Source organism: Phycobacter azelaicus (assembly GCF_014884385.1).
In the GTDB taxonomy this organism is placed as follows: domain Bacteria; phylum Pseudomonadota; class Alphaproteobacteria; order Rhodobacterales; family Rhodobacteraceae; genus Phycobacter; species Phycobacter azelaicus.
Genome location: NZ_WKFH01000001.1, coordinates 1 through 15,017 on the forward strand (window position 1 = coordinate 1; position 15,017 = coordinate 15,017).

The window sequence follows — 15,017 nt, forward strand, 5'->3', positions numbered from 1 at the left end:
GTGAGATAGGGGAAGATCATCGCGACGGCGACGATGGCGGTTGCAATCCAAAGAATGGATCGCATGAATGTTCGGTTCATGGGCCGCGCGCAGGTTCCATCGGCACATGATTCGGCCGGTATCGGGCGGTAGGCCTTGTAAAAGCCGTAGCCGATGAACGCGGCGCTCAGCGCGAAGGTGATCCACTTGTATTGGTAGAGGGCGCCCCACTGGGCGATGACACGCCGGTGACGCCGAAGCTCACCAGCACCAGCGCAGGATGCAGCACGAGGTCATCGCCAGCGCGCCCAGCACCCCCCAGACCGTTGTTGCCCATGCCTTTTTATCGGCACCCGGCGTTTCGTCGATGCCGTCTCCCGGCCTGTAGATGTGGTTTCAGTCATAATTCGAATCGTCCTTGCCTCATTGAGGTTTCAAACTATGTCTGTAGTTGTACAGGCTCAAGGGGGTAATTTTGAAAAAACATCATAACCTGTGAAGATCATTCGGCGCGGAGAATTGGCGCAGATGACAGGATGTAACCTGGAGACCATTCGTTATTACGAGAACATAGGCGTCATGCCTGAGACGCCACGCTCCAGCAAAAACTACCGCGTCTACGATGACAGTCATGTCACGCGGCTGCGCTTTATTTATGCGTTCGCGTGAATTGGGGTTCACGCTGGAGAGGTTCGCGATCTCTTGGCGCTTGTCGATGGAGGCGCTCCAGACCTGTGGCGAAATGCAAGTTCTTGCAAATACGCATCTTACCTCGGTTCGCACCAAGATTGCCGATCTCAAGCGAATCGAGCACGTCTTGTCTTCTACCGTGCGCAATGCACCGGCGACAACGTACCCGAGTGTCCCCGTAATTGACGCGCTGACCGAAGTGGCATGAAAGACGTCACTTGAGAATGTCCACGCCAATTAACCAGACGGCCAGCGGAACCGGTGCCGTCGCTAGGATCACCGTAACCAAGATAGAGGGCAGTGAGAACAACCGGCTCAGCCCCGCAACCACAGTATTCCACCACCTCCACCAATCAAGCTATTGCCGGGCAGTTGATCAACACGGCCAGCAGCACATAGCGATACCGCAATATCCATCGCCCAATCCACCGCGGCACCGCCGCATTGAGGTACTCTAGCCTCTCTTGACGGCTCATCACCTTCATCGCGTCTACAAAGGCGCAAGCGCGGTGGAGCCCCATTGTGTCCAAAAACTTGCACGGCAATGTTGTCGCGAAGGCCCACCGATTGCGAAAGAAATCAACAATCCCGCTACAGTCGCAGCATGCACGAAGGGCGCGATCGCTGGTCCTTGACATGATGAGAGTGCGATTCCGATTTCCACACCGGGGACAAATGGAATTGCCAGTAGCAAGGCGTAGACGACGAGGGCAGCAACGCCGAACCAGACCCCTGAAGACAATCCGGCATCAAGCTGTCCTTCGATAAGTTCGGTAAAACCCTTTCCAAGCAGGAAATTGAGCAGCAAGATTGCAGCAATCAGCACGGACCAGCGCAGCAAAGAAGTAAGCCGCGACGTCGACTTGGATGAATACTTCTCTGCAGATTCTTGCCCTTGGCTTTGGTATCCGACTTGAAAGTCTCGTTCATCATCGCAACCACCTACGGCCCATGCGGCGCGAGGTTGGGTAACTTCGCATCGGGGCTGAGGTAGCGATCGAACCAGTCCCGGACCATGATCTGAACTTCAAGCTCGAATTCGGACATGCTGTGATCACCGCCTTCAAGCATAACGAGCCGAAGGGCACGCGGCGGTCCAATAAAGTTTCTGATAGCCTTAGGGAGTCCGAAGGAGGCACACGCCAGTCTGCGGTGCCGTGCAGGATAAGAAGCGGAGTGGTCTACGGAAATTTATTTCGACGAGATTGAGTGCTGAGCGAGCATCGAGTTCAATCCAAGCTCCGCACCTTGCCGGTCAATAGCTTCCGCATAGACCCGCATCATTTCCGGCGGGCTTCCAATCCTGCCCGAAGATCAGTTGGTCCGGCCATCACGACGGCGGCGTGGATACGATTTGTTCTTGTCACGGTAAGATATGTCATCAAGCCGCCGCGGCTATGGCCATCACCCCAATACGGTCCGCAATCGACCGACTCTAGTCGATCCAACACATCAATCAGCGAAAGCACATCTCCGACATCTTCGCCTCCAAACCCATCGTGGCCAGGGGCTCCTGCGGTTCCCCGGTATTGGCTCGCCACCACACAACCCTCCGCCGCCAAATCAACAAGTTGCAAAAAATCTAGATTAGGGGCGAGCATGCCGAATGTACCGTATCCGCCGCGATTGTAGATAATGCCGGATGCGGACAGGAGCGTTTGGTTCAAAAAGAAAACCGGCCACTGGCAGCCCGCCGCTATCGTATGTTATTTCCCGGATTCTCACGCGGGCCAAAGCATCGTTGTTGAGCAAAGGCAGCGTCTCGAGAACGTCGGCTCCAATCGACAGCGACACCTCCGTCGAAGTCAGGAGCGCTTGGGGCGCGTTTTGCTCGGTACCCTGCTGCGCAGACGCTGCTGTCGCGAGGCTATCATAACAGACACGACAGAGCTGCGGCATACGGACCAAAGAGTTCGCCGATGTTTACGGTTGGTTGTTTCATATTGTTGCGTCAATGCTTTGCCAGATTTGATCAGTTCCGAATATCTCAATGGCAGTCCTACGGCCTGTAGTGAGTACAGAGTCAAGGGGTTTCTCTTCGGGGCCGGTTGCGCAGTGGTCCCCTGGGTCGCGCTGATCAAGCCTTACCCTTATTTTCAAATGCGAGCTGCTTCATAAGATGCAAAGATGGGCACTTCGCTGCCCACTCACCCGTCAAGCCGCGCGTACATGTAATGTCAGGTAGGGACGGATTTGTCCGCAAGGTGTAGGTTGCTATTGCCAGCATCGCCGTACGCTTCTTGAGCGACCGGTTCTTCTGCTGCTTGGCAGCATCAAATTTTTGGCACTGCAGCATTTTTTCGCTTCAGGCGAGCGCAGCGAGAAGTTCGAATCACAACTTGGGGCTCTCTGCCGTCGTTATCTGCGCGCAGAACGAAGGCTGTTTCCCGCAAGGCCGGGTTGGCGCCGGGTTTGTCAAAGCACCTAGATGTCGATCCGCCACATCCTAAAGCGCCGCTGCCCTGTCATCTCACGGATCAAGCCCCTTTCTTCCAGCCTGATCAGATTGCGTTGCACAGCAGCCCGGCTCGCACCGGTCAAGGCCTCGGCCATAGGAGCCGAGGCAAAGGCCATTCCGTGAGGACTTTGCGCAAAGACAGGTGTACGACCCGACAGTTGCGCCATCGCGCTCTTCGCGCGAACGCCCCTTCTTCAATACCATCCAGGTGACGCATCGCCAGTCAAAATGGCGCTGTCCATGCCATCTAGCCAGCGGTCCAAACCGCTCTAACGGCAAGCCGGAGGCACGCAGCCCCCCTGCCCCACCCATGGCCAGCGGTGCAAAGATGGCACCGCTTCCGTCGCTGGCCGCGATCCTGGCAGCTGTGACGGCCGCTTCGATCTGGTCGCCGTGTTGCCCGAGACCAGCCAGCTCCAAAGGTGATATCCCATACAGGCGCGTGTAATTGGGTGCAGATCGGAAGCTGCCGTCATCACAGCTAGCCATCCGCGAGCGCGATCTTCGAAACGCTCGGCGCTGTCCTCGATGTTCTCGGGATCGCGGCGGTCAAGAAACGCTGCAAGATCGACCTTGGGCCGGGACCACCTGTCAGGCGACGAACAGCCCACCCAATTCGGGCAGCGCTTCCGGATCATCCTGCGCGCCAGACAATCGCATTGATATCCAAAGAGCGAGGCGGTCAGAACTCACCCGATCCCCTGCAAGCCAGCTGACGTCTGCCGCCTCGATCAGTGCCAGTCTGTTTCGCCAGCCATTCGGGCCACGCAGCAACCCGTCATCCAGCGCACCCAAGCGTCCAGCCACCTTTGCCAGCCGCGCAGAGTGAGCCCCCTCTGCCTTTGCCCAATCGTCGATGACCGCGGTATCAGGCGGTTCCGCCCGTGGCCCGGGAGGCAAATCATCCGGTCCCTCTTCGAGCGGCCCCGGCAGGAACCAGAGGTCGTCTTCGTGAGTCTCCTCATCCCCCTCGACAGTGATGAGGGGGTCGTCGAAATCATCAAGAAAAGTAGATGCTTGCGGCTTCATATATGCAAAATACTATTATTATGCACATTACCCAAGCAGTTTTATGGTCATTGCCCATGCTCTTTATGTAGTATGCGCGCGCGACCGCCGGCGGAACCTCTCAGATCGCGCTCAGCGCAAGGAAACCAAGGGATTGTGCGCCAGCACGACGAGAGAACACTTGCTTGCATTCGTTTACAAATGGTCGTTTATTGATGATACATAAAATTGCAAACGGCCCGTTTTCATGCCCCTGATAGGCTACGCCCGTGTTTCCACAGAGGATCAGACCCCCCCTGCCCCAGTCTGAGGCCCTGCAGTCTGCGGGATGCGCCGAGATCTTTGAAGAGCACGCCTCGGGCGGCAATCGCGCGCGACCGTGCTGGCACGCGTGCTCGAACGCGTCCAGAGCGGCGATACGCTGGTCGTTGTGCGGATCGACCGGCTTGCGCGATCTCTGTCGCACTTGCTGGAGGTGATCGAAAGACTGGAGGGAAAGGGGGCGTTCTTCCGCTCGCTCCAGGACCCGATCGACACTGCCTCGCCCCAGGGCAAGTTCACGTTGCAGGTTCTGGGCGCTGCGGCTGAGTTCGAACGCGCTCTGATCCGCGAGCGCACAAAGGCCGGCTTGCCTCTGCGCGCGCCAAAGGGCGCGTAGGCGGCAACCCAGGGCTACGCGCCAAGGATCCCGCCGCGCTGCGCAAGGTGCGGCTGGCACGGCAGGACGGCTATATGGAACGCCTGAACGAGACCGCGCAGGATTGGGTGCCTCATGTGCGCCGCCTGCGCCCCGATATGGCTTGGGAAGACGTGCTGCGAATTATCAATGCCCCCCTGCCCCCAGATCACCATTGGACACAAGGCCGACTGCTCCGCGCTGTGAAGGCATATGTGCGCGACGGGTTCCTTCCTGCCGAGGTGCTTGGCCGCGCCGGACGCCGCGAAACCGATGACCGCCTGCCGGCCATCGTCGCAGCGATCAAAGGCGCGGACCCCGAAATCACGCTGCAGGCGATCTGCGATCGGCTAGAGTCGATGCGCGAACGGACCCCTCGAGGTCGTGCCAGCTGGCAGCCGTCTTCGGTCAAAATGTTGCTCGAACGAGCGGAGCGGCTTGGCCTAATTTCATCAGAATCGGCTCACTCCCAACTGTAACTAGCAGAGGCTCAAACAGCTGAATCTATCGCTCTAAACACCGTCAGAAGGTCAATTGTGCCATTGGTTGCATGGGTTTAGCCAATACCATCCAAACAATCCCCATGAATGGCTTGAAGCACGGTCTTTTGGATTTATCACCATAAAATCAACAACTTGCAGTTATCTTGATGTGACTGTACGTATTGGTGCTGTGGATAACTTTCACACTACATCTAGATTCTTCTTGCCGGACTCACTTGATCGTGGCATTCCCATTCTGACGGTAAAACGCGTCAGTCGCGCTGTACACCGTCAGAATGACCAAGAGCCTCAACAGAGGCCGAGAGTGGGCGGCAGGACATGGATGATCGTAACGTTGGATACGCGCAAGGCATAGGCTCTTCCGACATCGGAGCATTTGCCGACAATCTGGCTGAATCTTTGGATCGCCAGATGAAGATCGCTTTCGAGCCCGAAGAACGAAAGTCCCTGCGCCGATTCAGTTCTACCGAAGTTGCCAGCCTCCTGCGCGTTAGCACATCTAACCTGCGCAACCGGCACAAGGACGGCAGCTTCCCGGAAGTTCATACAGACAACCGCGGACACCGGTTCTACACAGCCCAAGAGATCGATAAGCTGCGCGACATTCTGGGGCGCACCGGAAAGAACGCAGAAAGCTACCGCCCCGGTCGACGTGAAGGCGATCGTCTCCAGGTGATATCTGTCGTCAATTTCAAAGGCGGATCGTCAAAAACAACAGCAACGATCCATCTTGCACAACGGTATGCTTTGCGAGGTTACCGAGTGTTGGTCTTGGATCTCGATCCGCAGGCAAGTTTGACCACCTTTTTCGGCTTTCGGCCAGAGCTCGAGTTCGCCGAAGGCGGCACAATCTATGATGCCCTGAGATATGAGGAACAAGTTCCGCTCTCAGCCGTCATCCAAAAAACCTACTTCCATAAGCTCGATATGGTCCCAGCGGGCCTGATGCTCTCGGAATACGAAACTGAGACGGCAAACGCCCTCGCCCGCCGGGTGCAACCCATATTTGCGGAGCGTCTTGCCTTAGCGCTTGAGGAAGTAGAGGCGAATTACGACATCGTTCTGATCGACTGCCCACCTCAACTTGGCTTTCTGACCCTAACGGCGTTGGCAGCCTCGACGGGACTCCTAGTAACGGTCGTGCCTGGCATGCTCGACATTGCTTCAATGAGCCAGTTCCTGAAACTTGCTTCGGAAACGGTAAAGGCTGTCGAAGAAGCCATTGGCAGGCGCGTTACATGGGACTTCGTAAAGTTCTTGATCACGAGATACGAGCCGTCGGACGGGCCTCAGACCCAGATGGCGGGCTACCTGAGATCGATCTTGGCCGGACAGGTCATGACTGAGCCAATGCTGAAATCTACAGCAATCTCGGACGCCGGTATGACCCAGCAAACCGTCTACGAAGTTGATCCGAGCCAATTCATTAGAAAAACGATTGATCGCGCTCTGACCAGCGTGAATGGCGTTGGAGATGAGTTGGAACAGACAATCCAAATGGCATGGGGGCGTCGCTGATGGCCCGAAATATCTTCAATCAGCCTCCAAAGGACGAGAAGGAGAGCGCGGCCCCCTCCCCTACCCCGCCAAAAGCAGCAAAACTGCCAGGATCTGTTGGCGGATTGCGCGACTCTTTGCGCGAGATTACCGCGAATTCGATCCGTGACATCGAGCCCGATCAGATTGACATGGATGGTCTGCGCGATCGGTTGGTGCTGGAGGATTCCAGTATTGATGAGTTGGCCGAAAGCATTCGCAAGCATGGGCAACAAGTACCAATTATGGTCCGTCCATCAGCGCAACCGGACAGATACCGTATCATCTACGGACGACGCAGGCTCGCAGCGATCCGCATGGTCGGCGGAACGGTCAAGGCGATCGTTCGAAGCCTGGATGACGACGCATCTCTGATCGCACAGGGCCAAGAGAACAACCTCCGACTAGACCCGTCTTTCATTGAGAAATCTCTTTTTATCAAAGAGATGCAGGAATCAGGTTACAAGCCAAACGTCATTCAGGATGCTCTCGGCTTGACACGGCAGGGCGTGTCCAATCATCGCGTCGTCATAGAGCAACTGCCAGAAGGGCTTGTACAGCTGATCGGGCCGGCACATGGCATCGGACGACGGCAATGGGGTGACCTGGCCGCTTTGTCGAAAAAGATAGATCTGGTGAACACAGCCAAAGAGGTGATCGCCGCCCTGCCCGACGACACTCCAAGCGCGGATAAGTTTCAGGCAGTCTACTCGGCTTGCTCGAACAAGGCGCGTAGCGACAAGAAGCAAGCCAACCGCAGCCTAACGTCCGTTGTCAAAGATGGGGACGGTAGCTCTGTGGGAACGCTGACAGTCGACCAGAAAACGATCGCTATCAAGATCACCAAGAAGGACAACCCAGAATTCGGCCAATGGATCGAAGAGCGCGCGGAGGCAGCGCTTTTGAAGCTCTTCGAACAGTGGCGGAATGAGAGCGGCTCTGGGTCCTAAGCCCCGAGCCACACAGAGTAACTCGAGCAGAGGAGAAAAGCGAAGACCAGAAAGAAAAGAGCCCCCCAAAGTTTCCCCTGGAGAGCCCTCATCATTCGATTAGCACTCATGATGTAGCAACCTCCAGCAAACCGGTCAAGAGTCACCGATTCGGTGGACGGGTTTTTATTGCCTTTTTCTGAGCGAAATCTCGGGAAGAGACTGGGAAGTTGTGGGCCGAACGGTCGTCGTGAAGAAACCATGGCATTTACAAAACTATCGATCAGAACCGCTGATGCTGATGCATCACGCGGCTCAATTTCTGCGGCTGAAACCGACATCTGGACCATCTTCAGGGCACTAAGAGATGCACGTAGCGTATTCGGTCTGCGTCCTGGCCATATCCAAACACTTCAAGCCATGCTCAGTTTCTTGAAGCCCGGCCATGGCGAAACGGTTTTCGCGTCCAACGACTCGATTTGCCAGCGCGTCGGCGGAATCGACGAACGGACACTCCGCAGGCACATCAACCGCTTCGTCGAACTCGGGTTCATCAAACGCAATGACAGCTCGAACAGAAAGCGCTACCGCGTTCGCTCATCCAGCGGGGAATGCATCAGCTATGGACTGTCTCTAACCCCCCTCCTCCAACGTGCGAGCGAGCTTATCGCCATCGCACATGAGATGGAAAATAACCGGCGGGATCGGATATTTGTCCGCAAACAGATCCTGACAAAGCTCGCCCATTTGGAAGAGCATGATCCCAGCAACACATTCATCAACCACGCACGGAGAGCTCTACGCAGGAAGCTGAGCCTTACCGAATACCACGCGCTGCTCGCCGACACGGACAAAGAATGCCAGACTTTGTATACCCCAGATAACCCACCAGAAACTGTGGAGTTGCCCGCCAATGACGGACAAACTGTCCGGCACCAATCTATGTCTGAAGAAGAAAAAAAAGATTTAGATAGCAACACAGGCAATGAAGCTCTGAAACCAGACTTGCTAACCTCAGTCTGCGATCAAGCGACATCGTTCTCCACAGAGAGACTTAGAGACTGGTTGGACATTGAAAACCATGCTCGAACTCTTGCACCCATGATGGGGATTCACCCAGAAACATTTGAGAAAGCCAAGAATGCAGTAGGAGCTCAGAAAGCGTCATGCGCGATCTTCATCATGCTACAACTTGGACAACGCATCAGGGATTTTGGAGCGTACTTTCACAGTATCACCTTGGGCCAACGTCAAGACCAGTTTGATCCAGTGGCTTTGATCAAGCGTCTATCCAAAACTGCTATGCAAACCGCCTAGTGTCCACCGCGGTGGACGTCTGGCCATCAACTAGTCCAATGACGCGCGGTCTCGCCACATGCATCAAAGCGACAGAGCCAAATTCCACTAGGGCGATACTACACAGTCAATCCATGTACCTCCGACCCGCCGATGTCCACCGCGGTGGACAGATCCGGCACCAAGTCTCACAACTCACATGCGCGACAGCCGCTTTTCGTCATCCACCACTTCCAAAGAACCCTTGTTGGCAGTCCAGGCCCACAGGACGATGTTGAAGTCCGTTGATGACGCACCCTTCGCAAAGCTTTGGATCAGAAGCCCCGCAAACCGATCTGCTATAAGGGCGCGTGCTAGCTCCTGTGTCGGTACCAATTGGCCATCGAGCATCTTCATGCGCCATGCAGAGTCGGCAAGCATCGCCTCGGTCACACCATACCGTTCGAGCTTGTCCTGATCGCGGGTATCGAAAATAGGCCCAAGGTCGGCTTTGTAGGACACCAGGATCGTGGGTTGCAGGCTGCCTACCTGGTTGGCTTCTCTAAGAGCGGTCGCGGGATCCAGCGAGGTGTAGAGGGCAGGGGTGCCCTTGGCGTTAAAGCGCCCTCCATAGAGTTCAGCGCCTCGTCCGGACAGAGGTTCACGCGCATAGACCGGGTTCAGGGCGCGATAGAGTGGCCCTGTGTAGCGTCCATCTTTCAACGGCATCAGGCAAAGACGCCCGCATCGACCGCATCGATGTATTCCAGAACTTGCTGAGCTTTGCCTTCCTGCACCAGCTGCATGGCTGTCCGGCCATCAAAGCCGGGCAGGGGCTCTGACCGGTACCATGCATAGGCCATCAGTTCCGAGCCGAAGCGGGGCTCAACTTTGTTCAGCACCTCTACCAATTCGCGCAGGCGGCGCTGCGTCTTGTCCGAACCGATGCGGGCTCGCCTCTGCAACGCGTCTTTGCCCAAGCCGACGGTCAATGCGATCTCTTCTGCTGATGTGCGTAGCACCGCGGCGATCTTGCGCGGTTCGAATTGCCCAGCTTCAGCAAAGTTCGTGATGTGCATGATCTATGCTCCTACGGTGATACTGACGGTATATAGCGGCAACATCGCTGAAATTCAAGCTGACAGGAGGCGCTGCGCCTTCGTTTCCCGTGCTTATCCGTAACGCTGCAGTGCTCTGAACGAAGCAAATCCTGATCTTTGGGCCTGAGAGGTCACCGTTGGAGCGCTTTTGCCGATCGAGAACGTCAGATAAGCTATTGATAATATGAGAAAGACTGCAGCAGTCGGGCCGGAGTTGCCGATATGGCTTGCCGATCTTGGATCGAAACCGCCACTTACTGCATGCCGTCACTGGGGTCCGCGGTGGTGTCGGACCCTCGGCCGTTACCCCGGACCAGTTGGCTGCTGAAAAGTAAAAGTGTCCTTCGGGTTTTGTGACTGACGGATGAGGGCCTTTGGGGTCCCTCGGATGGGTCCGGACCGGATTCCGGTCTGTCTTTCCTAATGAAGGGCATTCTAATGGAAACAGGTGTCTTGCGCGTGCTCCGCACAACCGCCGCCTCCTGGTGGCGGCATAGAGAGCTGCGCAGAACTGGCCAGACGGCGCTATCGCGGCAACTCGAGCGCGAGACCGTCCTGCGCGATCTTGGCTACCTCAGGCAGGCGGCATTATTGCCAAACGCGCATGTGATCTGCGGGGAGGGTGGGACGTTCCTTCATCTCGGCTGGACCACAGTGTCGACTTTCGCGCCGATCGAACGCTTTCCCTTGGCCGCTCTTGCGGTCGCACGAGGGACCCCGTTCATCGATATCCGACCCGTCACCGATGTTATCGCATTCGCGAACTTGCCGCGGGTGGCGCGGGACAGATCTGTCGATCCTGACCTTTCAGGTGCCGGCAGGTGCGTCTCGCTGACCACCTACATCGACACGGTCGAGCGGCTCGGCGCGAGGATCGTCAACGATCCGCGGCCCCGTCAGTCAATCTGATCACCACTCCCTCTCACAAACATTCGAAAGGAGGCCAGCCATGGCCCGATCCCCCACGCCCAAATTCGATGCCTCCGAGGTCATCACAAACGAAATCATCCGCATCATCGAGCGCGGCGTCCTGCCGTGGCGCAAGCCCTGGACCGCAGGCGGCAGCTCACGCCCCCTGCGCGTGGGCGGCGAACCCTACCAGGGGGTGAACAACTTCCTGCTGACGATGCGGACCGTGATGGCGGGCCACAGCTCTCCCTTCTGGATGACTCTGCCTCAGGCCAATGCGTTGGACGCAAAGGTCCGCAAGGGCGAGAAATCCTCTGTCGTCGTCTATTACGGCCAAAGCCGGAAAGACGCGGGCGGCGAGGACGACCGCAGCGATGGCGATGATCGCTCCGAGGAAGCCCGCATCTTCCGCTTCCAGAAATCCTACCGCGTGTTCAATGCCTGCCAGATCGATGGCCTGCCCGACAGCTTCTTCCCAGACCCGGAGCCCGCGCCCGAGCATCCGCCGTCCGAGCCCATCCCGCACATGCAGGCGTTTTTCGATGCCATCGACATCACGACCGTCTTCACGGGCACGGAGGCGTACTATTTGCCCCCCGTGGACAAGGTCTACATGCCATCCATCACGCGGTTCCAGGACCCGCGCAATTTCTACGGGGTCTGGGCGCATGAGCTGGCCCATGCCACGAAGGCCCGGCATCGACTGAACCGTGATTTCGGGTTCTCGAAGTTTGGCAACACCTCTTACGCGCGCGAGGAGATCGTCGCGGAATTGACCTCGGTGTTCCTGGGTCAGACGCTCGGCTTTACGGCGCATACGCTCGAGATGAATGCTGCCTACCTCCATAACTGGTTGCGCGTTCTTCGGTCGGACAAGGGTGCGATCTTCAAGCACGCCGCGGATGCGCAGCGCGCCTGTGATTACCTGATCGCCAGATCGGAGGCGGGCAGGGCAGGGGGCCGAGCCAAGGCCGCCTGACCACAGGGAGAACGGAGACGCCCATGTCACGTAAGGAACCCAAGACGCTGCGGGTGGCCGGGCTCCGCCCGTTCTTGCCTCAAACTGTCCCCCGGACAGTTTGCCGCTTCGCGGACCAGCGCGAACTCAAAGATGGCCGCCGCAAGATCATCACCTTCAAACGCGGTGCCTATTGGTGGAGCCCGTCCGAGGGCGCTTACCCGCTCTCGGCGGCACTCGAGAGCATCACGGACCAAGGCGGCTGGATCGAAACCATCCCCAACCCGAATTACAGACCCAAGCGATTGTTCGGGTAGGGCCCCTTCTGCTTCTGTCCTGCCGCCAGGGGGAAAAAGAAAAAGCTGGCTTTTGGAAGGGTGTTTCAACTTCTCAAAGGAGCACCCCATGTCCATGACAGGACAACCCCAGACAGACCGCCCTGATCCGAGTGTGATCGCAGCGCAGAACGACGCGTTTCGCAAGCTCGCGTGCCTCGGTGTGCCAACCGCCCAGTCTATTCAGGGCCGCATGCATGTCACCCGCTCAATTATGAATGCCGGTGACGGCTTCATGGCCGAGGCGGTGAAGGCCACGGGCATGTTCGAGACCTTCGAGCCCGAGAACGATCCCGAAGGATGGCATGATTTCGGGGCGGTCGAGGTCCGCGGCGAGACCGTGTTCTGGAAACTGGATTTGTACGAAGCGGATTCCGACTTCCGCTATGGCGCCGAGGCCCCGGACAATCCCGCCACCACCATGCGCGTGCTGACCATCATGCTGGCGCGCGACTGGTAGGGCAGGGGACGCCTCCCCCTGACATCTCAGACGATGAAGGCCCGCTGCCCCCAAAAAGGCAAAGCGGGCCTTTTGTCGTGGTGATCCCTGAAGACGGGGATTGGCCGCGCATCTGAATGCGCGGGCCGCTCCAAACCCACCGAAAAGGAAACGCCATGACCACAAGCTTCAAACCCGTCTCCGTCGCCATCGGCGATCTGGTCTCGCATCCCGCAAATGTGCGCAGCAACTCGCCGGAAACCTATGACCCCGAGAACATCGCGCATCTGAAGGCCAGCATCGCTGTGCTGGGCCTGCTCCAGCCGCTCATGGTCCAGAAGCTCGACGGCAAATACGCCGTGCTGGCTGGTGGCCGACGCCATGCCGCGCTGAAGGAGCTGGTCGCAGACAAGGCCACCAAGGGGTTCACAGCGAAAACCAAGGTCGACTGCCGCCTTGTGCCGGAGGACTGTGACTTGACCACGGCGCTGTCGCTCGCCGAGAACATCACCCAGGCCCCCATGAACGCGATCGACGAGTTCGAAGCCTTCGCGCGGATGATGGAGGTCGACGGCCAGACGCCCGAGACCATCGCAAAGACCTTCGGCACGACCGTCACCGCCGTCAAAGGCCGGTTGCGCTATGGCCTGATCCATCCCGACATCCGCGCCGCGGCCCGCGCCAAGGTGATCACGCTCGACACGATGAAAGCCTTCGCCGAGCACCCGAGCCAGGAGGCGCAGCGCGAGGTGTTCGAGGCGCTCACGAAAGACGGCGGTTATCTGCAGGCCTACACGGTGCGACAGGCGCTCAAGTCCCGAGGCGTGCAGGTCAGCGACGATATCGGGGCCTTTGTGCGCGAGGAGTATGAGGCGCGCGGCGGGGCGATCGCTGCCGACCTTCTTGAAGAGCATTCGGTGCTCGAGGATGCGGCGCTGGTCGAAACCATCTTGCTCGAAAAGCTCGGTGCCGCTGCCGAAGAGGCCCGTATGAGGCTGGGCTTTGCCTGGGCCGATGCGATGGTGCGCTATGATTACGCGACCATGGCCGACTACGGCCGCGTCTATCCCGGCCCGACCGAGCCCGATGAGGCGGCCCAAAAGCGCATCGAGGAAATCACCGCCGAGCTCGAGAAACTGCAACTCGAGATGGAGGATGAAGGGCTCGAGGAGGACGCGTACAATGCCCTCTACGACCGCGTCGACGCCTTGGAAGAGGAAGCCCGCGATCTGCAGGAAGCCTACAGCGCCGAGGACCTCGCGCGGTCTGGGGTGATAGCGTCGTGGCAGGGTGGGCAGATCACGCTCCATGTGGGCCTCGTCCGCCCGGAAGACACCGTCAAAGAGGAGGGCGCGCGCGGCTCCTCGGCTAGCCCGACCGGGGAGGAGGCCCCGGACCCGGGCGAAATCACCTACCCGGCCTCACTGGCTGAGGACCTCAAGACCGAGCGAGCCATGGCGCTTGGGGCCGCGATGGCGCTGCATCCGGAGGCCACGCTCGATCTGACGCTCTTCAAGCTGGTGAGTGATGTTCTGGCCAGCGGCATGAGTGTCACGCAGGCGATCAAGATCGATGCTCGCAAGGAATACCGCAGCCATGCCAAAATGGACGAGATCGACGAGACCTCGCTTGAGCAGGTGGCGGCGGCGCATGATGCGCTTGATCTCTCCTGGCTCGATGACACCCGCGCGCCCGCCGATCAGTTCGCGGCGTTTCGCGCGCTGGAGGCAGGGGAGAAGGCCAAGCTCGTCGCCTTTGCAACCGCCAGCACCACGCAGTCCTGCTTCGCGCGGGACCGCCAGCGCGACAACCTGATGCATGCGTTCGAGATCGAGATCATGCCCGACATCCGCGCCCACTGGGCGCCGAATGCTGCACTCTTCAACCGCTTCAAGAAAGCCTGGCTCCTGAAGATCCTCGGCGAGGATCTGGGTCTGACCCAGGAGGCGGTGACGCTGGCCTCGTCGAGCAAGAAGGAGATCGTCGCCTTCTGCGACAAGCTCTTCGCCGAGCCCTTCGCGACGCTCACGGACGCGCAGCGCGCTGCCGTGGCCGCCTGGTGCCCGCCTATGATGCAGACCGCCGGTATCGCCTTTGATGAGGCGGAGCCCATCGCAGAAACCCCGGAGCCTGACGGCGAGGTCGCGCAAGCGGCCTGAGCCATCACGCGACCCGCGCGTGGACCATGCCGCCCGCGCGGGTCGACCCTCCCACACTCAACC

Annotated in this window: 14 protein-coding genes and 2 pseudogenes; 11 read left to right on the top strand and 5 right to left on the bottom strand. The window is 58.4% G+C overall.

The genetic code is table 11. The features are described from left to right. Positions 1 to 507 precede the first annotated feature (507 nt). Together INS80_RS19170 and INS80_RS00005 are read left to right on the top strand one after the other, a co-directional pair. The gene (locus tag INS80_RS19170; protein WP_226892501.1) at positions 508 to 648 is read left to right on the top strand and encodes a MerR family transcriptional regulator; all 141 of its coding nucleotides are present in this window, start codon (positions 508 to 510) and stop codon (positions 646 to 648) included. Then, positions 602 to 877 (top strand): MerR family DNA-binding protein, encoded by a 276-nt coding sequence (locus INS80_RS00005; RefSeq protein WP_226892513.1) that lies wholly within the window; start codon positions 602 to 604, stop codon positions 875 to 877. Before INS80_RS19170 ends, INS80_RS00005 begins: the two co-directional genes overlap by 47 nt. 282 nt (positions 878 to 1,159) lie before the next feature. On the opposite strand, the gene INS80_RS00010 is transcribed toward INS80_RS00005, so the two are convergent. The 3 genes and pseudogenes from INS80_RS00010 to INS80_RS00020 all read right to left on the bottom strand — a co-directional run bounded on the left by INS80_RS00010 (position 1,160) and on the right by INS80_RS00020 (position 4,156). Then, complete coding sequence (locus INS80_RS00010; RefSeq protein WP_226892485.1) at positions 1,160 to 1,510, bottom strand: hypothetical protein; 351 nt, start codon at positions 1,508 to 1,510, stop codon at positions 1,160 to 1,162. A gap of 439 nt (positions 1,511 to 1,949) precedes the next feature. Then, entirely contained in the window at positions 1,950 to 2,336 is a 387-nt protein-coding gene (locus tag INS80_RS00015) for an alpha/beta hydrolase family protein (protein ID WP_192963669.1), read from the bottom strand. A gap of 757 nt (positions 2,337 to 3,093) precedes the next feature. Next, a pseudogene (locus tag INS80_RS00020) lies at positions 3,094 to 4,156 on the bottom strand (hypothetical protein). Between the two features lie 226 nt (positions 4,157 to 4,382). Here INS80_RS00020 and INS80_RS00025 point away from each other — a divergent pair. The 4 genes and pseudogenes from INS80_RS00025 (at position 4,383) to repC (ending at position 9,096) form a co-directional block, all read left to right on the top strand. Beyond that, positions 4,383 to 5,290: pseudogene (locus INS80_RS00025) on the top strand (recombinase family protein). A gap of 342 nt (positions 5,291 to 5,632) precedes the next feature. Then, positions 5,633 to 6,832 carry a plasmid partitioning protein RepA gene (gene repA / locus INS80_RS00030; RefSeq protein WP_043754158.1) on the top strand — a complete coding sequence of 400 codons (1,200 nt, stop codon included), beginning with the start codon at positions 5,633 to 5,635 and terminating at the stop codon, positions 6,830 to 6,832. Then, on the top strand, positions 6,832 to 7,800 hold the full coding sequence (gene repB, locus INS80_RS00035) for a plasmid partitioning protein RepB (RefSeq protein WP_223229246.1): 969 nt from the start codon (positions 6,832 to 6,834) through the stop codon (positions 7,798 to 7,800). The genes repA and repB overlap by 1 nt, the downstream gene beginning before the upstream one ends. 240 nt (positions 7,801 to 8,040) lie before the next feature. Continuing rightward, a complete protein-coding gene (gene repC / locus INS80_RS00040; protein WP_085870099.1) occupies positions 8,041 to 9,096 on the top strand; it encodes a plasmid replication protein RepC in 1,056 nt (351 codons plus the stop codon). Between the two features lie 174 nt (positions 9,097 to 9,270). Here repC and INS80_RS00045 read toward each other — a convergent pair whose 3' ends face one another. Beyond that, positions 9,271 to 9,783, bottom strand: coding sequence for an RES family NAD+ phosphorylase (locus INS80_RS00045; protein ID WP_043754138.1), 513 nt, complete (start codon positions 9,781 to 9,783; stop codon positions 9,271 to 9,273). Then, positions 9,783 to 10,133 (bottom strand): MbcA/ParS/Xre antitoxin family protein, encoded by a 351-nt coding sequence (locus INS80_RS00050; protein ID WP_027264271.1) that lies wholly within the window; start codon positions 10,131 to 10,133, stop codon positions 9,783 to 9,785. Before INS80_RS00050 ends, INS80_RS00045 begins: the two co-directional genes overlap by 1 nt. Positions 10,134 to 10,577: 444 nt before the next feature. Between INS80_RS00050 and INS80_RS00055 the strand changes: the two genes are divergently transcribed. The 5 genes from INS80_RS00055 to INS80_RS00075 all read left to right on the top strand — a co-directional run bounded on the left by INS80_RS00055 (position 10,578) and on the right by INS80_RS00075 (position 14,954). Then, positions 10,578 to 11,063, top strand: coding sequence for a hypothetical protein (locus INS80_RS00055; RefSeq protein ID WP_043754136.1), 486 nt, complete (start codon positions 10,578 to 10,580; stop codon positions 11,061 to 11,063). Positions 11,064 to 11,103: 40 nt separating this feature from the next. Next, positions 11,104 to 12,042, top strand: a complete 939-nt coding sequence (locus INS80_RS00060) for an ArdC family protein (protein ID WP_043754134.1) — start codon at positions 11,104 to 11,106, stop codon at positions 12,040 to 12,042. Positions 12,043 to 12,065: 23 nt separating this feature from the next. Beyond that, positions 12,066 to 12,338, top strand: coding sequence for a DUF6330 family protein (locus INS80_RS00065; RefSeq protein ID WP_192963670.1), 273 nt, complete (start codon positions 12,066 to 12,068; stop codon positions 12,336 to 12,338). An 88-nt stretch (positions 12,339 to 12,426) separates the two neighbouring features. Further along, on the top strand, positions 12,427 to 12,816 hold the full coding sequence (locus tag INS80_RS00070) for a DUF3768 domain-containing protein (RefSeq protein ID WP_043754131.1): 390 nt from the start codon (positions 12,427 to 12,429) through the stop codon (positions 12,814 to 12,816). 155 nt (positions 12,817 to 12,971) lie between these two features. Then, positions 12,972 to 14,954, top strand: coding sequence for a ParB/RepB/Spo0J family partition protein (locus INS80_RS00075; protein WP_192963671.1), 1,983 nt, complete (start codon positions 12,972 to 12,974; stop codon positions 14,952 to 14,954). The last annotated feature ends 63 nt before the right edge of the window (positions 14,955 to 15,017 follow it).